A 23,763-nucleotide genomic window follows, 5' to 3' on the forward strand; every position below is an offset into this window, starting at 1 on the left:
AATAAAAGGGACGGCAGTACAAAGATAGATTATTCGATCATTATTCAACCTTCCGAATCAATGAAAAGCTTCTTGATTGTCGCCCTCACAAACTAATCTGGGATCATACTAAGAAAACACACATTCGGACATGCAAGAGCGATGTTATTTTTTTATGAAAATCAGTCTTATGGCCTTGGTTCCGATAGACCTTATTATGTTACAATCAGATTTAGGTACGTCGCTAGTGCTTATTGCTATTATGATTGGCATAATGTTCACAGCGTTTACTGCTGCCGATTTTTGGTGGTATCAGATAGCCAGCCATTCCAATCCCAGAAAACGATAATGATTTTATTTTTACAATCATCGGTGAGGACTTCGGCTTTGTTGGTGCATGTCTCTTACTTGTGTTATACTTCTTATTAGTTTACCAAATTATCCGTGTCGCCTTGGATGTTGGGATGCCGTTTTATTCGTACATATGTACAGGCGTTGTGGCGATGATTTTTTTCACGTATTACAGAAATAGGTATGACGATTAGAATATTACCAAATTACGGGGATACCGCTACTATTTATTAGTTATGGTGGAAGTGCAATGGCGATCGGCCTTGTTTTATCCGCACGTTACAATGCACCAAAGGCAATGGATCTATAAATTTTTAAAAACTGTATGGGAAACAGTATTCCGTCCAGTAAGGAGCGTTAGGAATGAATTCGCAAAATAAAATGTCTACGAGAATTGATTACGGTATTGTATTATCTCTTATGTTATTGTGTTTGATCAGCATGGTTTCGATCTATAGCGCACAGCTAACGAATGAGCAGTATACAGCCAACTTTGTCATGAAACAAGCCGTTTGGTTCGTTGTTAGTGGCTTTGCTATTTTCGTTATTATGCAATTAGATTATGAAAAATTAACTAAATGGGCGTACTATTTTTATGGTGCGGGTCTTTTAATGTTGGTTTTTGTGTTGTTTTTCGGTAAAGAGGTGAACGGCGCGAAAAGTTGGATTATCATTCCGTTTTTAGGAAGCCTGCAACCATCTGAGGTCGTAAAAGTGATCTTAATTATCGTGCTTGCAAAAGTGATCTGGGACCATAATCGTAAATACACGATGCATACGGTTAAATATGATTTCTTGCTTCTTGTCAAAATGGGTATTATTACAGTTATCCCGATTGGTCTTATTATGCTACAACCCGATTTAGGAACTGGCCTTGTTTTTATCGCGATTATGTCGGGAATGATTTTGGTTTCGGGGATCACTTGGAAGTTGATTGTGCCGATTTATGGATCGATTGTGGCGATTGGTGGGACTTTGCTATATCTTGTGCTCTATCATGAGAGCTGGCTTGTGAAGCTAGGCTTTAAACCGTATCAATTTGAGCGTATCCATACGTGGATTAATCCAGAATCTGATCCACAAGGTGGCGGCTATCAAGTGTTGCGCGCGATGACGGCGATTGGTTCGGGTCAGATTAGCGGGAATGGAGCAGGGTACAACGCGATTGCGATACCAGAAAACCATAATGACTTTATTTTTACGGTTATTGGTGGGGATTTTGGTTTTGTTGGCGCGAGTATTTTATTAGCGATTTATTTCTTGCTCATTTATCAAATTATTCGTGTGGCTCTAGATATCGGTATTCCGTTCTATTCTTACATTTGTACAGGTGTGGTCATGATGATTATGTTCCACGTATTTGAAAATGTTGGGATGAATATTGGCTTACTGCCGATTACAGGAATACCATTACCATTCATTAGCTACGGAGGAAGTGCACTCCTTGGGAATATGATGGCCATTGGTCTGGTTCTTGGGATTAGATATAATTATCAGAAATCGATGTTTACAGTCAAGGAAGAGAAGCTCGCAGAATAAGAGGTGGATTACCCTGTCGGTTTGGTGGTCGGGTAATCTTTTTTTGCTTTTTTTAGGGAACTATTTGTGATTACATTCGAAATCCATTATGATAGAGGTAGATTACAATTTGGGAGGGGAATAACAAAGATGATAACTTTTTACTGGTATCCAAAATGTTCGACCTGCAAGAAGGCAAAACAGTGGCTAGATGACAACCAAGTGGCTTATAATCAAGTAGACATGATTGAAACACCACCGAAGAAAGAGGAATTGCAGAAGTGGTTTGAAAATAGTGAACTAGGAATTCGTCGTTTCTTTAATACGAGCGGCATTAAATACCGTGAATTGGGCTTAAAAGACAAAGTAGAGCATATGACAGAGGATGAAGCGTTTACATTGCTTGCAACTGATGGTAAACTAATTAAGAGACCAATTGTTACGGACGGTAAAAAAGTGACGCTTGGCTTCAAAGAAAGCGAATTTGTAGCAAACTGGAAGTAAATACGGACTTGAAGGGGGATTTATTAAAATGAGTTTACCAAAGGATTTACGTTATTCAGAAGAGCACGAATGGGTGAAAGATGACGCGGGAAATTTCGTTATCGGGATTACAGATTTTGCGCAAGATCAATTAGGTGATATTGTTTTTGTTGAATTACCAGAAATTGGTGACACGATTACGCAAGGTGATTCTATTGGAAGTATTGAATCTGTAAAAACAGTGTCTGATTTTTATGCGCCAATCACAGGGAAAGTCGTTGCGATCAATGAAGTGCTTGAAGATGAGCCTGAACTACTTAACTCAGCGCCTTATGAGGCTGGTTGGTTATTGAAAGTGGAAGATGTAGACGCAGCGCAAGTTGCAGCCTTACTTTCTGCAGACGACTATGAAAAAACATTAGATTGATACGTTACATAGAAAACCCTCTCGCGTGATGCGGTAGGGTTTTCTTTCTTTAAAGCATGGATACAGAGGGGAGGCTAAACAGTGGTAGACATTTGGAATAAGCAACAACTCATGGCGCAGTTAGATAATCGCGCGGATTTCGCAGTATATTTTTTCACGCCGATGTGTTTAGGCTGTCAACAAGCGATGAAGTTGGTAGACCTTGCGGGAGCCGCCTTGCCGGATCTTGCTATTGGCAAAATGGATTTGAATTACGTACCAGAACTCGCGGAGAAATGGGCAATTACGAACGTGCCAGTCTTATTGACTTTTAAGGATGGTGAATGGATTTCGACGAGCTATAGGTTAGGAAATATGATTGAGGTGTATGATTTTTTGAAGGCGTTGTGAGATTTATTTTTATTTCAAAAACAGGAAGTAAACGAAGATTAAATGTTTCCTTCACCCAAAAAAGTTTCGCTTCCGATATAGATGTGTACCTTGCAAAAAAGGTTTCTATAGACCCACATGAAGACGGTGTGGTACTATACTTGAGATACTTCATCGGCGCCTATGAATGCTCTTTCTTAGGCGCGATGATATTTATAGTATAGCGGGGGTTTATGATGAGCAATTCTAATTTAACTATTCTTTCGGTAATAAGTAATTTTGTTATCGTGGTTTTGAAGTTTATCGTTGGATTTTTGACGGGGTCTGTTGCGGTTATTTCGGAGGCTGTCCATTCATCGATGGACTTGTTTGCGTCTGTGATTACCTTCTTCTCGATTCGTATTTCAAGTCAGCCGGCAGATACGGACCATCCTTATGGGCATGGGAAAGCGGAAAACATTGCTGGAACGATTGAAACTTTACTTATTTTTGTGGCGGGGATTTGGATTATTTTTGAATCAATGAATAAGTTTTTCAATCCGCATGAGATTCGTTTTCCTGCTCTCGGTATCGCGGTGATGCTTTTTGGGGCTGCGGTGAATATTATTGTTTCAAAAATCATCAAAAAGGCGGCGGATAAGGAAAATTCGGTGGCGATGAAGTCGAATGCGCTTCATTTGTACACGGATGTGTTTACGTCGCTAGGCATTGCGTTTAGTTTGTTACTTGTTCATTTGACCGGCTGGTTGTGGCTAGATCCTGTCATTGCGATTTTAACGGCGTTTTATATTATGTATGAGGCTTGGAAGTTGTTGAAAGAGTCGTTCCCACCATTGATGGACAAGCGTTTGTCGCCAAGCGAAGAAGAGGAAATTAAGCGTATTATCCTGACGTATCAGGACGATTTTATTGAATTTCATGATTTCCGTTCTCGTCGTGCTGGCGCGGAGGAATATATTGATTTCCATTTGGTCGTGGCGAATGATTTGACCATTGAGCAGGGACACTCGTTGTGTGATGCTATTGAGAAGGAAATCTACGAATTTTATGCTAAAGCGCAGGTGCTCATTCATTTAGAACCGGAAGAAGAGCGGGTTTTGACGAAGTAAATCGGGCGTTCTTAGTTTAGAAATGTACCTTGAAGTCTCTTGTGATACAATAAATATAGGCGATAAAGATGACGCGCCGAACGACAGAAGGGATTGATATGATGACATCCATTTTAATTGCAGACGATGATAAGGAAATTGTTGATTTGGTCAAACTATACCTTCAAAATGAGGGATACACGATTCATAGTGCGTACGATGGCGCCCAGGTGTGGGAAATGGTACAAAAAGAGCAGCTGGATCTCGTTGTGTTAGATATTATGATGCCGAAGATGGATGGCTTGGAAGTGTGTCGCTTGATGCGTCAAGAAGGTATCGCGACGCCAATTTTGATGCTGAGTGCGAAGGCCGAAGATAACGATAAAATTATGGGGCTCTTGACTGGTGCTGATGACTACATGGTAAAGCCGTTTAATCCACTGGAACTGTCGGTGCGTGTGAAGGCGATTTTGCGACGCGTGCAGATGATGAAGCAGGGGAGCCTTGGAAATAAGCCGAGTAATGAGCTCATCCTAGGACCGATTGTGATCGATCGTGAGCTACACACAGTGATGGTGAATGAGAAAGAGTTGCATTTAACGACATCAGAATTTGATATCTTATTTTTGCTTGCGCATGAACCAGGTCGTGTTTTTAGTTCCGAGTTGATTTTTGAGCGGATTTGGCAAGAAAAAGCGCTTGGTGCGAGTAAAACGGTGATGGTGCACATCAGTAATTTGCGCGATAAATTGAAGGATGCGATGGATGGGGAAAATGTGATCAAAACCATCTGGGGAGTAGGTTATAAAATTGAAGTTTAAGCAGTTAGTATGGCGAGTTTGGCAGCAAATGCACCCGATACAAATCTTAATTTTAGCGCTGCTATCTTGGTTTTCTAGTTTTGTAGCTTTGCGAAGTATTGGTTTGTGGTTGGTTTCTGTGAAGAATGATTCGGTAGTGCTGATGGGAACGACGAGCCGGTTTATTGATCTGTTTGGCTATGGCCGCTATGATAAATTGCTGAATTCGCCGTGGATGATCATGCTTAAGTACATGGGGATTTTAGCTGTATCGCTTGTCTTTTTTTATTTTTTTTCTATTGGCTATTTAAACAAAACTTGCTTAGAAAACAGTTGCGTCGAATTAATATTGCAATTTTAGAGAACCAACCGATGGAGCAGGAGAGCTTGATTCCTGAGATTATGCAACTGGAAGAGAGCATCAATAAAATGCGGGAGCACCAGGAGGCGTTAATTGCGCAGGAGCAAGAGGCTCAGCAAGCTAAGAATGACCTCATTACGAATGTATCGCATGACTTACGCACGCCTTTGACCTCTATTTTAGGTTACTTAAGCTATATTCATGAGGATCGGTATCGCGATGAGGTGGAACTGCGCCATTATACGGAATTGGTTTATGGAAAGGCACAGCGGTTGCATAAGTTGATCGATGATTTGTTTGATTATACGCGCTTGGAGAGTGCGGAGTTTCACATCAAAGAGGACACACTTGATATGGTGGAATTGTTGCGCCAACTAGTTTCCGAATACGAGCGCTCAGCCGCGGAGAAAGACGTTCGGATTGTCGAAATGTACGCTGTGGAGAATTTGCGGGTAATTGGTGACGGTATGCAGATTATGCGTTTGTTTGAGAACCTGTTTTCAAATGCGCTTAGATATGGTGCGAGTGGTAAAAAGATTGACATTAGTGCCAAGAGTGAGGCTGGCATGGCAGTTATTGAAGTGTCCAATTATGGCGCGGAGATTCCAGCTGGCGATATACCGCAATTGTTTGACCGATTTTACAAAGTGGATAAAAATCGGACGACATCGGGAACGGGGCTGGGTCTTGCGATTGCGAAGTCCATTGTCGAGCGCCACGGCGGTCAGGTCACGGCTACGAGTAGAAAAGGAAAAACAACCTTCACTGTGCAGTTGCCAATCAGCAATCTTTAAAGTTTCTTTCTGATTTCTTAACTCCTGGTTTATCATTGTTAGTTAGAATGAAACTAGGAGGGGAAATCATGAAAAAACAAATGGTAATTTTATGTTTAGCTTGTTTAACGATTATTGCTATTTTATTTTTTTATTTTTTTGGGGTGAGGGTATTCGCACTACGCCAAAGATTGAAGCAACTAGTGCCTTGGTTATTAATACGAAAAGCGAGGAGCCCATTTTCAAAAAGGGAGAAAATGAAGTGGTTCCCATTGCTAGTTTGACGAAATTAATGACTGCATACTTAGTACTCGAGGCCGTCCATAAAAAGACGATTTCATGGAGTGAAGTACTACCACTGAAACGCCTAGATGATCCTCGTGCTGTGAGCTTATACGCACAAACCGGGACAAAATATTATACGGTACAAGATTTGTTTGCAGCGATGCTAATTATGTCGGCTAATGACGCTGCTGAGGCACTGGCTGAGCGCATAGATGGTACCAATTTTATAAAGAATATGAATGCTAAGGCTAAGGCGATTGGAATGTCCAGTGAGACGAAGTATGGAAGTGCTAGTGGCTTGGATGAAGCTGGTGAGACATCGGTATCCACGGCCAATGATCTGTTGACTTTGTCGAAGAGGTTGATACAGGACTTTCCAGAAGTGCTCGATATTACTTCGCGAACAGAATATGTTATACAAAAAGGGAGTACAATACATACGACGAATCAAGTTCTGGCAAAAGGGTCAGTAGATGGAATGGACGGCCTTAAAACTGGTTTTACCGATCAGGCAGGCTATTGCCTCATTGCGACGGCGGTACAAAATGGTGAACGAGTTATTGTGATTACACTTGGAAGTAAAACAGACGGCGCGCGCGCAAAAGCAGTCGAAAAATTGATGGATTACGGTTTTTCAAAATAAATATTGACTGAATCTTGACAAATCCGACTAAAAACATGTAATATTAATAAACACAAGACGTAAGCGCGGTTTGCGTCGGAAAATTAATCTTATCAAGAGTGGTGGAGGGACATGCCCGAAGAAACCCAGCAACCTAAGTGGACGAAAAGCCCATTGCAAGGTGCTAAATCATACAGAGCGTAAAGCTTTGAGAGATGAGAGAAAAGCGTAAATTATGCATGTAATTACACCTTTCTTCGCTCAATTTGGCGGGAGAGGTTTTTTGATTAAGAAAAATAAATAAGGGTGGAGTTTACTTTGATTAGGCTTAAAAGCGTTGCAAAAGAGTATAAAACACGCAAAAATAATGTCAGAGCTGTAGATGATGTCAATTTAGATATTGCAGAAGGCGAGATTTTTGGCGTGGTAGGGTATTCAGGTGCTGGAAAGAGCACGCTGATTCGGATGTTTAATGGTTTGGAGTTGCCAACAGAAGGTACCGTCGAAGTCGATGATTTATTTATTTCAGAAATTAGAGGAAGTAAATTGCGTAAGGCGCGCCAGCAGATTGGAATGATTTTTCAACATTTTAATTTACTTTGGTCGCGTACCGTCTTTGATAACATCGCTTTCCCGCTAGAAATAGCTGGAGTTAGAGGGGAGAAAAGACGCTTTCGAGTGAACGAATTAATCCGCCTTGTTGGTTTAGAAGGCAAGGAAGATGCGTATCCGTCGGAATTAAGTGGCGGTCAGAAGCAACGTGTCGGGATTGCTCGGGCGCTTGCCAATAATCCGAAATTACTGCTGTGTGATGAGGCAACATCCGCGCTCGATCCGCAAACAACGGATGAAGTGTTAGAACTGTTGTTGGATATTAACCGCCGTTTGAACTTGACGATCATCGTGATTACCCATGAAATGCACGTTATTCGTAAAATCTGCAATCGGGTAGCGGTGATGGAAGCTGGTCGCGTAGTCGAACTCGGGGATGTGATTGAAGTGTTCCAACATCCGAAAGAGTCCGTGACACAGCGATTTGTGCGCCAAGTAACGGAATCAGACGAGACGGAAGAACTGATTCACATGCTGCTTAAAAATTACTCGGAAGGCAAACTGGTGAAGCTACTTTTTGTTGGTGGACAAGCGACACAGCCGATTATTTCACAAGTAGCGCAAGACAATCAGGTATTACTGAATATTTTACATGGAAACCTGACGCAGACGCAAAATGGGGCGTACGGGACTTTATACATTCAAATTCAGGGTGAAAAATCGCAAGTGGATGCCACAATCACACGGTTACGCGAGCTTGAGATAGAAACGGAAGTGATTGAAGGATGAACAATTCTGGAGGATATTTTGCAAACGTAGATTGGGATATGATGAAAGCAGCTACAGAGGAAACGCTTTACATGACGATCGTTTCACTGTTCGCTGTTTTCTTCCTAGGTTTAGCTTTGGGGCTAGTCTTATTCCTAACCAACCGCAAAAAGGATGCTGGTTCACGGACGGCGTATTGGATTACAGCCATTTTAGTCAACGTTTTCCGATCGATTCCATTTATTATCTTAATCGTATTACTACTTCCAATGACGAAAACCTTAGTTGGTACGATTATTGGACCAAAAGCGGCACTACCAGCCTTGATAATTTCAGCAGCTCCATTTTATGCGAGAATGGTCGAAATCGCGTTTCGTGAAGTAGACAAGGGCGTGATTGAGGCAGCCAAAGCAATGGGTGCCAACCTGTTCACGATTATTGGCAAGGTTTTAATACCAGAAGCATTACCAGCAATTATTTCAGGGATTACCGTGACGGGGATATCACTTGTTGGCTTCACTGCCATGGCGGGTGTTATCGGCGCAGGCGGACTCGGAAACGCGGCTTATTTAGAAGGTTTCCAACGAGCGCAACCAGCAGTCACATTAGTAGCAACTATTATTATTTTAATCATAGTATTTGTTTTCCAATTCATTGGAGACATCTTAACCAAATGGGTCGACAAACGATAAGAAAAGGGGCGTTAACGGATGAAAAAAGTTTTATTAGGATTATTTACACTGACATTAGTACTAGTTTTAGCAGCTTGTGGCGGAGGTTCGAAAGATGACGCAAGTGGAGACAAAGGAACGACGCTCGTAATCGGTGCTTCTAACTCACCACATGCCGTTATTTTGGAAAAAGCGAAACCGATTTTAGCAAAAAAAGGCATCAACTTAGATATTAAAAAATATACCGATTACGTAATGCCAAATGTAGCATTGGATGAGGGCGACTTAGATGCGAACTATTTCCAAACGATTCCTTATATGGATCTAGAAATGAAGGAAAAAGGTTATAAGTTCGTCAACATGGGTGGCATTCATATTGAACCCATGGGCCTTTATTCTAAGAAAATCGATTCATTAGATGCTCTGCCAAAAAATGCGTTAGTTATCATGTCCAACAGTAAATCTGATTGGCCGCGTGTGCTAGGAATTCTTGCAGATGGTGGCGTTATTAAACTAAAAGAAGGCGTGAAGCGTCAAGATGTTACGTTTGATGATATCGTGGAAAATCCGAAAAACATTAAGTTCAAATACGATGTGGATGCTGGGTATTTGATGACAGCATACAACAATAAAGAAGGCGATGTTGTCGCGATCAACTCTAATTTTGTGGTGGATCAAGGCATGAATCCTAAGAAAGATGCGATTGCAATTGAGAAAACAGATTCTCCTTATGTAAACATTATTGCAGCACAAGAGAAAAATAAAGATAACAAAGATATTAAAGAATTAGTAAAAGTGTTGCAATCAAAAGAGATTCAGGACTTTATCACGAAAGAGTGGAAGGGCGCAGTTGTCCCTGTCTCCAACTAAGTGAAAGAACGGATACACATTAAAAAATAAAGCCGAAGCGTACCTTACCACGTAGGATGGGGAGGTACGCTTCGGCTTTAAAGCGAGCGTTTGTTACCAATTTATTTAGTCTTTCGTTGTTCGCGGATGATGTCGGTGATGAGCTTGTCGAGCTCTTTTTTTGTGATGATTTGGGTTGGATCTGGCGGTGTGGGGATCTGTTCGTAATGTAGTAGTTCCATTGTGAAGTCGAAGTTTTAGTTTTTGTTTTTTAGAGGTGTCTTCGTAGTTTACGGACATTGTTAGCTTTCGGACACCTTTTTCTGCATCGGGATGCATGGTTATGGTCATACCTAATTTAATATCGGCATTTGTGATAAGCTCTTTTAGTGTTTCTTGGGCTTTTTTGTCGGTGGTTAACCATGTTTTCTTGGCTTCGGTTTCGGTCAATCCGGAGACTTCTGCATACAAGGCGATGAAATCTTTGTTGGTTTGAAATTCTTCCAACCAAGCGTTACTCAGTTCGGCCATCTCTTTTTTATCTAAAGTGAGTGTGATATTGCGATCTTGGGTTTTGTAATGGCTTTTGTCCAGGTTATTGATTTTTTTATACAAGGTGAAAGCTGTTTTTTGTTCAATGGCACGCAATTGACTGGACTGTTCATCTACGGTTTTTTCATCGATGACCCGGTTGGTGATGTTTTGTAGTGCTTGCAGGACGTCTAGGTGTCTGTTCTTTAGATCTTTATTGTCTGCTAGTACTCTGGAAAACACGGAGTCTGTCGCTAGATCTAGGATGTTTGTGACGGTGTTTGGTGTTTGGTAAAGATCGGCGACGGGAACGTAAATTTTGCCCGTATTACCATTTTCAAAAGAGTGGGCGGTTATGTCCATTGCGGGTGTGCCTCCGACATGAAGGCCGTAAGTATTATAGGTTAAGTCACGCGTAAGGTCACGCGATGTTTTCATGGTTAAACTGCTTTTGGCTAATGCGTCTGGATTGAGGAAAGCTAGCGTATCAAATCCGGCAATTGTTATGGGTTTCAATGTGAATACAGCGGTATATTGTTTGTTTTTAGCGATGCCTCGAAAGGACGACATGAATTCGGATTTCGGTGAGCTACATGCGGCTAAGATAATCGTAACTGATAGGATGATGACTGCGAGCGCTGCGATGGCTTTCTTCATAAAAACTCCTCCAAATGTTTCAAAAATATTACACAAATATAACGATACCATATCATCATACAATCTTCAATCTCTTATTTTCTAAACGCCTGTACAAAAAATCGTTTTGGATGTTTTCGGTCGTAGATTTTGGTACACTTAGAGGGTATGCGAAGGGGCTGTTTTCTCAAGTACAATTTCATGAGTGATAATAAGAAAAAAACATCGAGAAGTTAGGGTATGCCACAAAATAAGGCGCTTTTTGAAATAAAGTATTTCGGATAGTTGTAATTAGATTAGAATTATACTAAACTAGAACCATACGTACTGAAAATAATGCGAAAAAATTAGGAGGTAATTTTTAATGTCAACGTTGAAAATTCAAGATTTACATGTTGAAATAGAGGGCAAAGAGATTTTAAAAGGGGTTAACCTAGAAATTTCTACAGGGGAAATCCACGCTATAATGGGACCTAACGGAACTGGTAAATCGACGCTATCCTCAGCAATTATGGGGCATCCTAAATATGAAGTAACGCAAGGGACAATCGAGCTTGATGGGGAAGATGTTCTAGAAATGGAAGTAGATGAACGCGCTCGTGCTGGTCTATTCTTAGCAATGCAATATCCAAGTGAAATTAGTGGGGTTACAAACGCTGAATTCATGCGTGCAGCGATCAATAGCCGTCGTGAAGAAGGTAAAGAAATTCCATTGATGCAATATATCCGCAAATTAGACGAAAAAATGGCTATTTTGGAAATGGACGAAGAAATGGCGGAACGTTATTTGAACGAAGGTTTTTCTGGCGGAGAGAAAAAACGTAATGAAATTCTACAATTATTGATGATTGAGCCGACGATCGCGATTCTAGATGAAATCGATTCAGGTCTGGATATCGATGCATTGAAAGTAGTTTCAAAAGGAATTAACGAAATGCGCGGGGAAGGTTTTGGCTGCTTGATTATTACCCATTACCAACGTTTGCTGAACTACATCGAGCCTGATTTCGTGCATGTAATGATGCAAGGAAAAGTCGTGAAAAGTGGCGGATCTGAACTTGCGAAGCGCTTAGAGGGCGAAGGTTATGACTGGATTAAGCAAGAACTTGGTATCGAGTTTGACGAAGAAGAAGAGACCGTTGACCAAAAATAAGAGGGTGAGGGATAAATCATGACAGAAAATTTAGCTGTAAAAGATGATTTTATCCGTGCTTTTTCAGGCGATTTAGGCGAGCCTGGCTGGTTAACAGAGCTACGGATAAACGCATGGCAACAAGCTTCTGAGTTAGCATTGCCGTTTGTAGATAAAACAAAGATTGATCGCTGGAATTTCACGAAGTTTGAGGCTTTTGCGGCTTTTCAAGCGGGTGTGACGAATGAGGAGTTGCCTGAAAGTGTGCAAACGCTAATCAGTGAGGACGCAAATGTGTACGTCCAAATCGATAATCGCCCAGCGCGACTGCATTTAAATAAGGAATTATTGGATGCTGGTGTTATTTTTACGGATATCATCACGGCTGCGAAGGATCATCCGGAATTGGTACAGAAATATTTCATGACTGAAGCGGTGAAAGTAGATGAAAGTCGTTTGACGGCCTTCCATACGGCGCTTGTGAACGGTGGATTGTTCTTATATGTACCGAAAAACGTGGAAGTGAAAGAGCCGATTCAAGCGGTTTTTGCACACGGAAACGCAGCTTCACCACTCGTAAACCATGTGTTATTGGTTGCGGATGATAATAGCGCTGTGACGTATGTGGAGAACTATGTGACGCTTGACGCGGAGAATAAAGGTATTGTGAACATTGTTGCTGAAGTGATTGCGGAGAATAATGCGCAAGTTAAATTCGGTGCGGTGGACAACTTGGGAAGTGGCGCGACGACTTATGTTAGCCGCCGTGGACATGTTGGTAACGATAGCCGTGTGGAGTGGGCGCTTGGTTTGATGAACGATGGCGACACGATTAATGAAAATACGACGAACTTGATGGGCAATGGCTCTGTCAGCGACGTGAAAACCGTGACGGTTGGTCGTGGGAAGCAAACGCAAAACATTACGACACGTGTGACGCATTACGGCTTGGCTTCGCTAGGTACGATTTTGTCACATGGAGTTATGAAAGATAGCGCGACAACGATTTTCAATGGTATTGGGCATATTAAACATGGCGCGTCGAAATCGGATGCGCAGCAAGAATCTCGCGTGTTGATGCTTAGTCCAAAAGCGCGTGGAGATGCGAATCCAATTCTTTTAATTGATGAAAATGATGTAGTAGCAGGGCACGCAGCGTCAGTTGGCCGTGTGGATCCGTTGCAACTTTTCTATCTAATGAGTCGCGGAATCTCGAAACAAGAAGCAGAACGTCTTGTTATTCATGGTTTCCTCGATCCAGTTGTGCGTCAACTACCAATCGAAAGCGTGAAACTTCAATTGAAGGAAGTTATCGAAGGGAAAGTGCGCTAATATGACGCTAACCCAAAAAATTCAGGCTGATTTTCCGATTTTAAAGCAAGAGATCAACGAAAAACCGCTTGCTTATCTGGATAATGCTGCTACTTCCCAAAAGCCGAAGCAAGTCTTGGATGTGGTAATGAAGTATTATGAGTGGGAAAACGCGAATGTTCACCGTGGTGTGCATACGTTGGCAGCTCGCGCGACGGATGCTTATGAAGGAAGTCGTGCCAAAGTTGCGCGCTTTATTGGTGCACGGGAGACGGCGGAAATTATTTTCACGCGCGGGACGACGACGGCGATTAATATGGTTGCAAACGGTTATGGTGACGCGAATTTACATGCGGGAGATGAGATTGTGATTTCTCACTTGGAGCATCATAGTAACTTGATTCCGTGGCAGCAATTGGCGAAACGGACGGGCGCGACGCTTGTTTATATCGAATTGGATGCAGACGCGACGATTACGCTTGCCAATGCCGAAAAAGTGATTAACGAGAAAACGAAAATTGTCGCGATTGCGCACGTGTCTAATGTGATTGGCTCGATTGCACCGGTTCGCGCGATTGCGGATTTGGCGCACTCGGTTGGTGCGGTTATCGTTGTGGATGGCGCGCAATCTGTGCCGCACATGAAGGTTGATGTTCTCGAATTGGACGCTGATTTCTACGCTTTTTCGGGTCATAAAATGATGGCGCCGACGGGAATTGGTGCGCTTTATGGGAAACGGGAATTGCTTGATGCGATGAACCCGACTGAATTTGGTGGCGAAATGATCGATTTCGTAGAGTTACAGGATGCAACGTGGAAAGAACTACCGTGGAAAATGGAAGCAGGGACGCCAAATATTGCGGGAGCGATTGGTCTTGGCGCGGCGATTGACTATTTGGAAACAATCGGTTTTGACCTGATTCACAATCACGAAGAAGAATTAACCGCCTATGCGATGGCAGAAATGCAAAAGCTAGACGGGATTACAATATATGGTCCACTGGACGCGACAAAGCGTTGCGGGCTGATTACGTTTAATTTAGAAGGAGCGCATCCCCATGATATCGCGACAGTGCTTGATGAAGAAGGCGTGGCAATCCGCGCTGGACATCATTGTGCGCAACCGCTCATGAAGTGGTTGGACACGTCTTCTACAGCCAGAGTAAGTTTTTACGTATATAATACCAAGCAGGAGGTCGACCAGTTTATCGCTGGCCTCAAGCTAACAAAGGAGTATTTCGGACTATGAGTGGTCGCAAATTAGATCAATTATATCGCCAAGTTATTATGGATCACTACAAAAATCCGCGTAACAACGGCACGCTCGATGACGAAAGTGTCACGATTGACCTGAATAACCCGACGTGTGGTGATGAAATTCATCTCCATCTTAAAGTGGAAAATGAAATCATCACTGCCGCCAAATTTACAGGTAGCGGATGCTCGATTTCGATGGCGAGCGCTTCGATGATGACCGAGAGTATTATCGGCAAATCAGAAAAAGAAGCCCTCAAAATGTCGCGTGACTTTTCAGAAATGGTACAAGGTCATGAACACGATGTGATCGATGAGAACGGTGATGTGGAAGCATTATCCGGCGTTGCTAAATTCCCAGCTCGAATTAAATGTGCGACTCTTTCATGGAAAGCCATGGAACGTGCGATTTTCGAATTTGAAGGAAAGAAATAATAAGTTTAAAGGAGGATCTTGACTATGACTGAAATTCCAGAAATGGGCGAGTATAAATACGGTTTTCATGATAAAGATACATCCGTTTTCCGTAGTGAACGCGGCTTGACAGAAGATATCGTAAGAGAAATTTCAAGCATTAAAGAAGAACCACAATGGATGCTCGATTTCCGCTTGAAGTCCCTAGAACAATTCTACAAAATGCCGATGCCGCAATGGGGTGGCGACTTATCCGAACTGAAATTTGAGGATATTCGCTACTACGTGAAGCCATCGGATCACACGGTAAACGATTGGGACGAGGTTCCTGACGAAATCAAGCGTACCTTCGACAAACTCGGAATTCCAGAAGCAGAGCAGAAATATCTTGCCGGTGCTTCCGCGCAGTACGAGTCCGAAGTAGTTTATCACAACCTGAAAAAAGATCTAGAGGACATCGGTATTGTTTTCAAAGACACAGATTCAGCGCTCAAAGAAAACGAAGACATTTTCCGCGAGTATTTCTCCAAAGTTATCCCGCCAACTGACAACAAATTCGCAGCGCTAAACTCGGCTGTTTGGTCTGGTGGCTCGTTCATCTACGTTCCAAAAGGCGTGAAAGTGGATACACCGCTACAAGCCTATTTCCGTATTAACTCGGAAAACATGGGACAATTTGAGCGCACACTGATTATTGTGGATGAAGGCGCGAGCGTAAACTACGTAGAGGGCTGTACAGCACCAGTTTACACGACGAACTCCCTTCATTCAGCGGTTGTTGAAATCATTGTTAAACGCGATGCATATTGCCGCTACACAACGATTCAAAACTGGGCAAATAACGTGTACAATCTAGTAACCAAGCGTACTTTCTGTGATGAAAATGCGACAATGGAATGGATTGATGGAAACATCGGCTCGAAATTAACGATGAAATACCCGGCGGTTCATCTTCGCGGGGAAGGCGCACGTGGTATGACGCTCTCCATCGCGATTGCTGGTAAAGGACAACGCCAAGATGCCGGAGCGAAAATGCTTCACTTGGCACCAAACACGTCGTCCACTATCGTCTCAAAATCCATCTCCAAACAAGGTGGTAACGTAACCTATCGTGGTATCGTTCACTTTGGCCGTAATTCAGCAGGGTCCCGCTCGAATATTGAGTGTGATACGCTAATTATGGATAACGCATCGACGTCTGATACAATTCCATACAACGAAATCTTGAATAGCGATATTTCCCTTGAGCATGAAGCGAAAGTTTCCAAAGTATCAGAGGAACAATTATTCTATCTGATGAGCCGCGGCGTAACGGAAGAAGAGGCGACAGAGATGATCGTAATGGGCTTCATTGAGCCATTTACAAAAGAATTACCAATGGAATATGCCGTCGAAATGAACCGTTTGATTAAGTTCGAAATGGAAGGCAGTATCGGGTAGGTCTTTAGTGATTGTTTTCAGCAATCAAATAGCTTTGCAACCCAAAATTTCAGAAGCTATTTCGTATAATCTGTATAGATATTAATTGAATCAGTTTCAAACTTCTTTTTAAGATGAACATAGGTATTAATAATTGTTTTAACAGATGCATGTCCGAACCCCTCGGACATGCATTTTATGTTACTCCAACTTCGATCGAATTGAAGACATAATCAAGGAATTTCAGAAGAAACTAATGCTTTTTTGTTTATGAGCATATGTTACCTTCGTTGTATCTATGTCAGAAAATTGGTTAGCTTCTTGATAGATGTTATAGTTCGAATATCCCGTTTAATCGATCCAAGAGTCAATGATATACATAGGGAATAGTATTAAAGTAAAAATATTTTAAAAAAAACTGTCAGATATTTCGAATCGGCTGTCAATGTATTAGTTGAAGGTAGCTATGGCTTAATTCTAACAGGAATTTAAAAAGAGGGATAAACAATGTTTTCAGACAAACAGTCAATGATATACATAGGCATACTATTAAAATATTTTTTTAGAAAACTGTCAGATACTTCGAATCAGCTGTCAATGTATTAGTTGAAGATAGCCATGGCTTAATTCTAATAGGAATTTGAAAAGAGGGATAAACAATGTTTTCAGATAAACAGTTAATGATATATATAGGGCATACTATTAAAATATTTTTTAGAAAACTGTCAGATTTTTTGAATCAGCTGTCAATGTATTAGTTGAAGATAGCTATGGCTTAATTCTATTATGAATTTGAAAAGAGGGGTAAACAATGTTTTCAGATGAGCAATTATTGGATATGCTCACTAATCAGCCTGAAATCGGTTTTGGGCTATTAATGGATCAATATATTGGTCTTGTTTATACAATAGTAAGAAGTAAGTTGATAAATGTAGCAAGCAGTGAGGATATCGAAGAATGTACAAGCGATATTTTCTATGAGTTCTATCAAAATCGAGATTCACTTGACTTAACAAAGGGAACTATCAAAGCTTTTCTTTCCATCATTGCAAAGAGAAAGGCGATACGTCAATTTCACAAACTTGTAAGACTATCCCAGAATTACCTAAACGAAGAGTTGGAGGCAGATCGTATTAACTCACAAGAAGATGTGGTAAGCACCTTGATCGACAGAGAGGTAAAAGCCGATTTGGTAAAAGAAATAAATGCTTTAGGTGAGCCAGATAATGAGATATTCATTCGGAAATATTTTATGGGGCAGAGTACAAAGGCAATAGCAGAAGCTTTACAAATAAAGGCGAATACAGTTGATAAAAAAATTTCCAGAGGTCTTCACCGTTTGCAAAATTCGATAGGAGGTATTCTGTAATGGATAGAGATATTCAGAAAATTTTAGAGGACTTAGATGAAAGTGAGATGACAAAATTGCTAAAAAAAGATATGCAATTTGAAATCGATTCTCTTGTTGCTGAGAGAATAAAGCAAGCTACATTTAAAAAGGCTAGTCTGGAACCAGAAAAATCCATCAGCCAAATACAAAAAGGGAGTGCTATTATGAAGAAAAAACGTCGATTCTCAAATCAAACCAAGGTGCTTATTACTGCTGCAGTTGTAATACTTTCCTTTACTGCAGTGTTAAATTCAGATAAAGTCAGTGCTACATTAGACAATTGGTTTAAGTTTAACCCAGGCTCAGGTATCACACAAAATAATGATAAAGATGTTGAATTCCCTGAAAACGGAAGATTGATTCTGGACAAACAGTCAGCGTTAACTGCTGAAAATGATCAATATCATTTAGCGTTAGAGAACGCAGCTTCAGTGCAAGATGAACTTTTACAGGTCGGTGTAACAACAATCAATAAATTAAAAAAGAATGTTCAAAAAAGTGATGCTTTTTCAGGCATTACTGAAACGCCGTATGTATTATACATTGGTGATCAACAGTATCAAGATGAAGGGAATGGCCTAACAGGCTCATCTGAATCCATGGTGTCAGGCATACCTGAATTTAGAGTAGGTAAAGGAAATTTAAACACGAACACTGTCTATAAATTAGTAGATACACAGAACGATTTATCTGTTAGTTTTAAGCTGGTTGATGCAGAATCTGTTCAATCACTTAATGAAATCGGGAAGACTGTAACGCATAATAACTTTGGTGTAACAGCCCTACCTACTTATAAAAATGGGAAAATTATGGTGGAGCTATACCCATCAGGAAAAGATAACGGGTATCATCCTTATTACTACTTCGCAGATCAGCAACGTTTGACTCAATTCGGAGGCGTGACACTTTTAACAGAAAGTGGTTCGAAAGTCGGTAAAACGCCAGATACAACCTTCAATGTTGATAATAAATATGCTTTTGATGTAAACTCGACTGATAAAAATTTTGATCTAAAAGTTTCAGCACTAGCAATCGCGCACCGGACAGACACGGCATCAACAACGATACCAGTTCCAGAAATGGGTCAAAAGTTGCCTGTTAACAAGGATGCACAATTTAAAGATGGTGCTATAACTATTGTATCTGTAGAAAGAATTAAAGATCCCGAAGGCGAAAACCCCAATGGTGCAGTGAAGATGACTCTTAAAATGAAAAGTAAGAATGAACATATGAAGCTTTTTGATAGCTTACTTGTTGTAGGTAAGTATGAACATGAGTATGATGAAAATGGCGTATTGAATGAAATTGTCTATTCACCAAGTAATAACGCTGGTGAGCCAATGAAGTTCGATAACGATTTAAAACTTCAATTTAGTTGGCCGATTTACAAATTGAATGATACCTATAACTTTAATTTTACTAGAGAAGATCTCAAGTAATCATTGTGTTAGTCTTAGGCCAGCTTTTGTCGATGATTCAAGAGAAAATCACAACTAACAAATGACGAATTGGAAGCATCTTAGCTCTATGTCAATTGTTGGGATGAAATATCGAGGTGCGAGCTAGAGTTTCCATAGCTCGTGCCTCTTTTTAGCCTACAGAAACGTCAAAATCTTTGATAAAGTGTTGTGCGAGTATTTTGGATCGGAAGCTTTCGAAGCACTGGAAGCCATAGGCGCCTCGTTTTTCGGCTATTTTAGGTGTATACGGTAATCTTTAATACGATTCGTACGGGTTTGACAGTGAGGACAAGTATGTTTCTTTCGCTTTAGTTGAATATGGATGTGGCACGTATCATTCTCTATCGAATGCTCGATGATCTGAACGTTTTTTTCTAAACTGATAAGTTGTATGATAAAATGGTCTGGCATGGTAATATCGCTTCTTGGGGGTGGGTTTCCTCACTTTTAACTTAAAGGATGTTGATATTACTGTGTTTTTTTTGCCTCGAAATGGCAACGAAAAATGTTGAGGCAGATATTTTCGTCTTTTTATGCCTAAGTCACTTAGAAACAAATTTTATACTAGCTTCAGATTTGTGATATAAAAATTAATATATATTACTAAAATAATATATAGTGTTAAATCCAACACTAGCTTTCTGGCAAGAGGAACTAATCAAATCATGGGCTTTAGACGAAGTTAAATAGTTCCTTGACACTCTTGTCTATAGTAGTAAATGTTTTGCAGGACAAGAGGTTAGACCATATTATGTATGTAATATTTCTTCGGTTTTTTCTACCTTTACCCGTGTCGTTTTTCCCTCCTTTATTTCAAATTCAAACGCTAGTTCATTTTGTTCATTAACTCCCTTTTTTAAAAAAAGTGGTAGACAGAACAATGTGTAAATGATATAATTCAGTTCTGGATCCAGCAAGTAATGTAGGTTTGGAAACTTACTATCCTTGTAAAAAGCAGAAATACCAAAAAAACATTATATTAAGGGGTTATCAACTTATGAAGAACAAAAAATATTTAAAACCAGCAGTAGCAATCGCATTAGCACTTTCTCTTGCAGCTTCACCAACTTATTTAGGTATGGCATCATCAGAAGCATCTGCAGCTACAAAGCAAGTATCAGCACCAGTTATTAGCGGAGAAGTCTTTGCGGATAGTAGTATTCTTTCTGGTTCAACGACAGATAAATCTGCAGCTACTGTAATTGTTACTTTTTCAAACGGAAATCAACGAATTGTAGGAGTATCGAACGGGAAATTCTCAGTTAATTTACCAGCTGGCGTTCTTGTAGCTGGAGGTAAAATTTCTGTTAAAACAGCAAACAAGAATTATGAAGAAAGTCTTGCAACGGACATAATCGTTAAAGCAGCTTCAAAAAGCCAACCAGTAACACCTGTTGTTCCATTAACACCTATTACTCCAGCAACGCCTGTTGTTCCAGTAACACCAGTTACTCCAGTAAAACCAGTAACACCTACTACTCAAGCTTCAGCGCCTCAAATAGTTGGAACAGTTAATACAAGTAGTACTATTCTTTCTGGTGTAACGACAGATAAATCTGCAGTTACTGTAATTGTTGCTTTTTCAAATGGAGACATGCGCATTGTAGGCGTGCAAAATGGGAGATTCTCAGTCAATTTACCAGCTAGCGTTCTTGTAGCTGGAGGTAAAATTTCTGTTAAAACAGCAAACAAGAATTACGAAGAAAGTCTTGCAACGGATATAATCATTCAAGCAGCTAAGTAATAACTCTCAAAAAATCAACCAGACCCAACACCAGCAGAATCTGTTGTACTAGCAGAACAAACTCTAGAGTTAAAAATACTTGGTATCACTCCCATGAGGTGGAGCGATACCAAGTATTTTTTTATTATCTGGGACCTCCATTTTTAGATCTCTTTACAAATTTTTAAATGAAGCTTAAAATGAAAGAACGAACATACGTTTTTTTGGAGGTGTTACCATGGAATCCAATTTGGAACAAAAATTAAAAACATTGCCTGAATTGTCAGGTTGTTATATATATCGTGACAAAAAAGGAGCCATCTTATACATCGGGAAATCCAAGAACTTAAAACACCGTGTGAAATCTTACTTTACTAAGACCCAAATTGGAAAAACAGCGCGCTTAGTTCACCATATCCATGATTTGGAACTTATTATTACTGATTCTGAACAAGAGGCTTTACTGTTAGAGATGACGCTCATTATGAAATATCAGCCGCCGTATAATGTGATGCTCAAAGACGAAATTCAGTATACATATCTTAAGATCACAAAAGAAGCAAACCCACATCTCGAGCTAACGAAAGAAATTAAAAAAGATGGTGCCCGTTATTTCGGTCCGTATGCTAGTAGTTATAAGGCAACGGAAACGCATGAATTGTTACAAAAAATCTATCCACTTTGTCATTGTGAAGGGAAGAGAGGGCGTCCTTGTTTTTACTACCAGATAGGTATGTGTCTTGGCCCCTGCGTTCGAGAGGTCACTAAAGAAGAATACGAGGCTCAAATCCAGAAGATAGAGGCCTTTTTTTTATGGCAGCGGATATAAAGAGGTGAAACGCGAGCTAGAAAAACATTTGAAGCAGCAAGTAGACAATCTTGAATTTGAGCGGGCGAAGGAAACACACGAACTTTTGAATGTTTTAGATCGGATAACAGACAAGGAAAAAGTGCTAACGCGGGATTTTGGTCATCGTGATGCCATTCATTTCGTAACACGCGATCAGTTTTGCGCTATTCAAATCAGCTTCTTACGGAACGGAGCGGTTGCTGGGAGGAGTTCTAAAGTATTGGAGCTTGTAGGGGAAGAAAGTGAACTGGTGGAGAGTTTCCTGATGGCTTTTTATACGGATCCTAATCATTTGAGGCCAAAAGAGTTACTTGTTCCTGAGCAACTGGATGCGAAATTATTGGCGAGTGCATTAGGTATAAAAGTAAGAGTACCACAGAAAGGTGAAAAAAAAAGCATTGCTAGAGCGCATTCATGAAAATGCTAAAAGTGCACTAGATGCCCATTTTAAAATGATAGATTATGCAGAGGAAAAAGAAAACGGAGACCCTGATTAGTCTGCTACAAATATGTTAGGCTTAAACAACGAAGAAAGCGCTTAAAATGATGGGTTTCAACTGCGCGGATAATCAAAAAATGTTAAGTGAGGAAGAGGCGAAATAAAGATGCTAAGAAAATATCCAGAAAGCCTAGTTGATGATATCAAAAAGAAGCAAGAAGTAGTGCTGGTCGATGAAGTAGAAGTTTTGCTTAAGCATATACCTGATGGTGACATAAAAGGTGCCATGGATCCTCGTCTTTATAAAGAGATGAAGAAAATGGCTCTCTTGTCCAATTTCATTCCGAAAAGCATGTTCAAGATGGACTCGAGTCCGAAATCCTTGGTGAGATTAAGAAAAATATTTAACAGTGTGGATAGTTATCCAATGGTAGAAGAGGAAATTAGAACAACGAAATTCCTGATAAAGGCGAGTGGAAGCTATGATATGCCAATGTATTGTTTCAAATCAGAGGCCCCGTTAGAGAACGCCCCAATACTTTATTTTATTCATGGAGGAGGTTTCTTTGCCGGTAGTGTGGATGTAGTTACCGAAGCGCTCAAATTATTTGTTGCGAACACGAATATGATTGCCTGCTCTATCGATTACCGCTTAGCGCCTGAAAATCCGTATCCAGTAGGTCATGAGGATTGTTATACAGGGCTTAAATGGATACATGAAAATGCGGCTCGATTTGGTGGGGACCCAACTAATATTTTTGTAGCAGGTGATAGTGCTGGTGGGAATTTAACCCAGTATTGTACGAACAAATCGTTAGAAGACGGGAGCCATTTGGTTAGAGGCCAATTATTACTTTATCCAACGGTCAATATGGGTGGCGTAAAAGACGAACATGTTCATTTTAGTAAAGAAAAATTTGATATTTATTCTAAACATAGCAAGGTTATCAATATGTCGTTGGGTATGTTTGATGACTTATCAGGTAGTTTAGGAGATTTTCTAGGAACAAAGGATTTGATGAATAAATATTTAACGCCGTATTTGGAGGTTAGCTCAGATTTGCCGCCAACATTCATAACTGTAGGGGAACACGACTTTCTAAAAATTGAAACGTTGGCTTATGCGCGTAAATTGACACTTGCTGGGATTGATACAACAACAGTAGTATACAAAGGACTTGGACACGCTTATATTGATAAGGTGGGATATTACCCGCAAAGCGAGGATTGTGTACTAGAAATGATTGATTTTATAGGAAAGCATAGAAAATAATTCCTGCATAAAATCGAAGTGTATCCGGATTTTTG

At 40.5% G+C, this 23,763-nt stretch carries 23 protein-coding genes, 2 pseudogenes and 1 riboswitch; of the genes and pseudogenes, 24 read left to right on the plus strand and 1 reads right to left on the minus strand.

The window, feature by feature from the left end:
* Window positions 1-42: 42 nt before the first annotated feature.
* The 13 genes and pseudogenes from PGRAN_RS16225 to PGRAN_RS05565 all read left to right on the plus strand — a co-directional run.
* Window positions 43-640, plus strand: a pseudogene (locus PGRAN_RS16225) (FtsW/RodA/SpoVE family cell cycle protein); the annotation flags it as partial.
* Window positions 641-693: 53 nt separating this feature from the next.
* Window positions 694-1,869 carry a rod shape-determining protein RodA gene (gene rodA / locus PGRAN_RS05510; RefSeq protein ID WP_036065790.1) on the plus strand — a complete coding sequence of 392 codons (1,176 nt, stop codon included), beginning with the start codon at window positions 694-696 and terminating at the stop codon, window positions 1,867-1,869.
* A 129-nt stretch (window positions 1,870-1,998) separates the two neighbouring features.
* Window positions 1,999-2,352: an arsenate reductase family protein gene (locus PGRAN_RS05515; RefSeq protein WP_036065791.1), complete on the plus strand. Its 354-nt coding sequence runs from the start codon at window positions 1,999-2,001 to the stop codon at window positions 2,350-2,352.
* Between the two features lie 28 nt (window positions 2,353-2,380).
* A complete protein-coding gene (gcvH, locus tag PGRAN_RS05520) occupies window positions 2,381-2,758 on the plus strand; it encodes a glycine cleavage system protein GcvH (protein WP_036065792.1) in 378 nt (125 codons plus the stop codon).
* A gap of 81 nt (window positions 2,759-2,839) precedes the next feature.
* On the plus strand, window positions 2,840-3,148 hold the full coding sequence (locus tag PGRAN_RS05525; protein WP_051998433.1) for a thioredoxin family protein: 309 nt from the start codon (window positions 2,840-2,842) through the stop codon (window positions 3,146-3,148).
* A 215-nt stretch (window positions 3,149-3,363) separates the two neighbouring features.
* On the plus strand, window positions 3,364-4,236 hold the full coding sequence (locus PGRAN_RS05530; protein ID WP_036065793.1) for a cation diffusion facilitator family transporter: 873 nt from the start codon (window positions 3,364-3,366) through the stop codon (window positions 4,234-4,236).
* Window positions 4,237-4,334: 98 nt separating this feature from the next.
* Entirely contained in the window at window positions 4,335-5,036 is a 702-nt protein-coding gene (locus tag PGRAN_RS05535) for a response regulator transcription factor (protein ID WP_036065878.1), read from the plus strand.
* Window positions 5,020-6,170, plus strand: a pseudogene (locus PGRAN_RS05545) (sensor histidine kinase). The gene PGRAN_RS05535 and the pseudogene PGRAN_RS05545 overlap by 17 nt, the downstream one beginning before the upstream one ends.
* A gap of 68 nt (window positions 6,171-6,238) precedes the next feature.
* Window positions 6,239-6,433, plus strand: a complete 195-nt coding sequence (locus PGRAN_RS16930; protein WP_173399968.1) for a hypothetical protein — start codon at window positions 6,239-6,241, stop codon at window positions 6,431-6,433.
* Window positions 6,358-7,077 (plus strand): D-alanyl-D-alanine carboxypeptidase family protein, encoded by a 720-nt coding sequence (locus PGRAN_RS05550; RefSeq protein WP_159101112.1) that lies wholly within the window; start codon window positions 6,358-6,360, stop codon window positions 7,075-7,077. The genes PGRAN_RS16930 and PGRAN_RS05550 overlap by 76 nt, the downstream gene beginning before the upstream one ends.
* 86 nt (window positions 7,078-7,163) lie before the next feature.
* Window positions 7,164-7,278: riboswitch (SAM riboswitch) on the plus strand.
* 96 nt (window positions 7,279-7,374) lie between these two features.
* Window positions 7,375-8,397, plus strand: a complete 1,023-nt coding sequence (locus PGRAN_RS05555) for a methionine ABC transporter ATP-binding protein (RefSeq protein ID WP_036065795.1) — start codon at window positions 7,375-7,377, stop codon at window positions 8,395-8,397.
* Window positions 8,394-9,068, plus strand: coding sequence for a methionine ABC transporter permease (locus PGRAN_RS05560; protein WP_036065796.1), 675 nt, complete (start codon window positions 8,394-8,396; stop codon window positions 9,066-9,068). The genes PGRAN_RS05555 and PGRAN_RS05560 overlap by 4 nt, the downstream gene beginning before the upstream one ends.
* 18 nt (window positions 9,069-9,086) lie before the next feature.
* Window positions 9,087-9,917 carry a MetQ/NlpA family ABC transporter substrate-binding protein gene (locus tag PGRAN_RS05565; protein ID WP_036065797.1) on the plus strand — a complete coding sequence of 277 codons (831 nt, stop codon included), beginning with the start codon at window positions 9,087-9,089 and terminating at the stop codon, window positions 9,915-9,917.
* Between the two features lie 105 nt (window positions 9,918-10,022).
* Here the strand turns inward: PGRAN_RS05565 and PGRAN_RS05570 are convergent, their stop codons facing one another.
* Window positions 10,023-11,084, minus strand: coding sequence for an Lmo2079 family surface lipoprotein (locus PGRAN_RS05570; RefSeq protein WP_036065798.1), 1,062 nt, complete (start codon window positions 11,082-11,084; stop codon window positions 10,023-10,025).
* A 343-nt stretch (window positions 11,085-11,427) separates the two neighbouring features.
* Between PGRAN_RS05570 and sufC the strand changes: the two genes are divergently transcribed.
* From sufC to PGRAN_RS05620, 11 genes are all read left to right on the plus strand, one after another.
* Window positions 11,428-12,216, plus strand: a complete 789-nt coding sequence (gene sufC, locus PGRAN_RS05575; RefSeq protein ID WP_036065799.1) for a Fe-S cluster assembly ATPase SufC — start codon at window positions 11,428-11,430, stop codon at window positions 12,214-12,216.
* An 18-nt stretch (window positions 12,217-12,234) separates the two neighbouring features.
* Window positions 12,235-13,527 carry a Fe-S cluster assembly protein SufD gene (sufD, locus tag PGRAN_RS05580; protein WP_036065800.1) on the plus strand — a complete coding sequence of 431 codons (1,293 nt, stop codon included), beginning with the start codon at window positions 12,235-12,237 and terminating at the stop codon, window positions 13,525-13,527.
* A 1-nt stretch (window position 13,528) separates the two neighbouring features.
* On the plus strand, window positions 13,529-14,755 hold the full coding sequence (locus PGRAN_RS05585; RefSeq protein ID WP_036065801.1) for a cysteine desulfurase: 1,227 nt from the start codon (window positions 13,529-13,531) through the stop codon (window positions 14,753-14,755).
* Window positions 14,752-15,195 carry a Fe-S cluster assembly sulfur transfer protein SufU gene (gene sufU, locus PGRAN_RS05590; protein ID WP_036065802.1) on the plus strand — a complete coding sequence of 148 codons (444 nt, stop codon included), beginning with the start codon at window positions 14,752-14,754 and terminating at the stop codon, window positions 15,193-15,195. The genes PGRAN_RS05585 and sufU overlap by 4 nt, the downstream gene beginning before the upstream one ends.
* Before the next feature lie 24 nt (window positions 15,196-15,219).
* Window positions 15,220-16,614: a Fe-S cluster assembly protein SufB gene (sufB, locus tag PGRAN_RS05595; protein WP_036065803.1), complete on the plus strand. Its 1,395-nt coding sequence runs from the start codon at window positions 15,220-15,222 to the stop codon at window positions 16,612-16,614.
* Between the two features lie 790 nt (window positions 16,615-17,404).
* Entirely contained in the window at window positions 17,405-17,962 is a 558-nt protein-coding gene (locus tag PGRAN_RS05600; RefSeq protein WP_036065804.1) for a sigma-70 family RNA polymerase sigma factor, read from the plus strand.
* The gene (locus PGRAN_RS05605; RefSeq protein WP_036065805.1) at window positions 17,962-19,422 is read left to right on the plus strand and encodes a hypothetical protein; all 1,461 of its coding nucleotides are present in this window, start codon (window positions 17,962-17,964) and stop codon (window positions 19,420-19,422) included. The genes PGRAN_RS05600 and PGRAN_RS05605 overlap by 1 nt, the downstream gene beginning before the upstream one ends.
* Before the next feature lie 1,018 nt (window positions 19,423-20,440).
* Window positions 20,441-21,187 (plus strand): hypothetical protein, encoded by a 747-nt coding sequence (locus PGRAN_RS16975; RefSeq protein ID WP_036065807.1) that lies wholly within the window; start codon window positions 20,441-20,443, stop codon window positions 21,185-21,187.
* Window positions 21,188-21,404: 217 nt separating this feature from the next.
* The gene (locus PGRAN_RS16230) at window positions 21,405-21,995 is read left to right on the plus strand and encodes a GIY-YIG nuclease family protein (RefSeq protein ID WP_051998434.1); all 591 of its coding nucleotides are present in this window, start codon (window positions 21,405-21,407) and stop codon (window positions 21,993-21,995) included.
* 4 nt (window positions 21,996-21,999) lie between these two features.
* Complete coding sequence (locus PGRAN_RS16235; protein WP_051998435.1) at window positions 22,000-22,434, plus strand: hypothetical protein; 435 nt, start codon at window positions 22,000-22,002, stop codon at window positions 22,432-22,434.
* Between the two features lie 187 nt (window positions 22,435-22,621).
* Window positions 22,622-23,728: an alpha/beta hydrolase gene (locus PGRAN_RS05620; protein ID WP_036065809.1), complete on the plus strand. Its 1,107-nt coding sequence runs from the start codon at window positions 22,622-22,624 to the stop codon at window positions 23,726-23,728.
* Window positions 23,729-23,763: the final 35 nt, after the last annotated feature.

It is taken from the genome of Listeria grandensis FSL F6-0971 (genome assembly GCF_000525835.1).
Taxonomy (GTDB): Bacteria; Bacillota; Bacilli; order Lactobacillales; family Listeriaceae; genus Listeria_A; species Listeria_A grandensis.

Bases quoted from the DNA above. Each gene is read 5' to 3' on its own strand.
- rodA (WP_036065790.1), top strand. From the start codon at position 694: ATGAATTCGCAAAATAAAATGTCTACGAGAATTGATTACGGTATTGTA.
- PGRAN_RS05515 (WP_036065791.1), top strand. From the start codon at position 1,999: ATGATAACTTTTTACTGGTATCCAAAATGTTCGACCTGCAAGAAGGCA.
- gcvH (WP_036065792.1), top strand. From the start codon at position 2,381: ATGAGTTTACCAAAGGATTTACGTTATTCAGAAGAGCACGAATGGGTG.
- PGRAN_RS05530 (WP_036065793.1), top strand. From the start codon at position 3,364: ATGAGCAATTCTAATTTAACTATTCTTTCGGTAATAAGTAATTTTGTT.
- PGRAN_RS05535 (WP_036065878.1), top strand. From the start codon at position 4,335: ATGATGACATCCATTTTAATTGCAGACGATGATAAGGAAATTGTTGAT.
- PGRAN_RS16930 (WP_173399968.1), top strand. From the start codon at position 6,239: ATGAAAAAACAAATGGTAATTTTATGTTTAGCTTGTTTAACGATTATT.
- PGRAN_RS05560 (WP_036065796.1), top strand. From the start codon at position 8,394: ATGAACAATTCTGGAGGATATTTTGCAAACGTAGATTGGGATATGATG.
- PGRAN_RS05565 (WP_036065797.1), top strand. From the start codon at position 9,087: ATGAAAAAAGTTTTATTAGGATTATTTACACTGACATTAGTACTAGTT.
- PGRAN_RS05570 (WP_036065798.1), bottom strand. From the start codon at position 11,084: ATGAAGAAAGCCATCGCAGCGCTCGCAGTCATCATCCTATCAGTTACG.
- sufC (WP_036065799.1), top strand. From the start codon at position 11,428: ATGTCAACGTTGAAAATTCAAGATTTACATGTTGAAATAGAGGGCAAA.
- sufD (WP_036065800.1), top strand. From the start codon at position 12,235: ATGACAGAAAATTTAGCTGTAAAAGATGATTTTATCCGTGCTTTTTCA.
- PGRAN_RS05585 (WP_036065801.1), top strand. From the start codon at position 13,529: ATGACGCTAACCCAAAAAATTCAGGCTGATTTTCCGATTTTAAAGCAA.
- sufU (WP_036065802.1), top strand. From the start codon at position 14,752: ATGAGTGGTCGCAAATTAGATCAATTATATCGCCAAGTTATTATGGAT.
- sufB (WP_036065803.1), top strand. From the start codon at position 15,220: ATGACTGAAATTCCAGAAATGGGCGAGTATAAATACGGTTTTCATGAT.
- PGRAN_RS05600 (WP_036065804.1), top strand. From the start codon at position 17,405: ATGTTTTCAGATGAGCAATTATTGGATATGCTCACTAATCAGCCTGAA.
- PGRAN_RS05605 (WP_036065805.1), top strand. From the start codon at position 17,962: ATGGATAGAGATATTCAGAAAATTTTAGAGGACTTAGATGAAAGTGAG.
- PGRAN_RS16975 (WP_036065807.1), top strand. From the start codon at position 20,441: ATGAAGAACAAAAAATATTTAAAACCAGCAGTAGCAATCGCATTAGCA.
- PGRAN_RS16230 (WP_051998434.1), top strand. From the start codon at position 21,405: ATGGAATCCAATTTGGAACAAAAATTAAAAACATTGCCTGAATTGTCA.
- PGRAN_RS05620 (WP_036065809.1), top strand. From the start codon at position 22,622: ATGCTAAGAAAATATCCAGAAAGCCTAGTTGATGATATCAAAAAGAAG.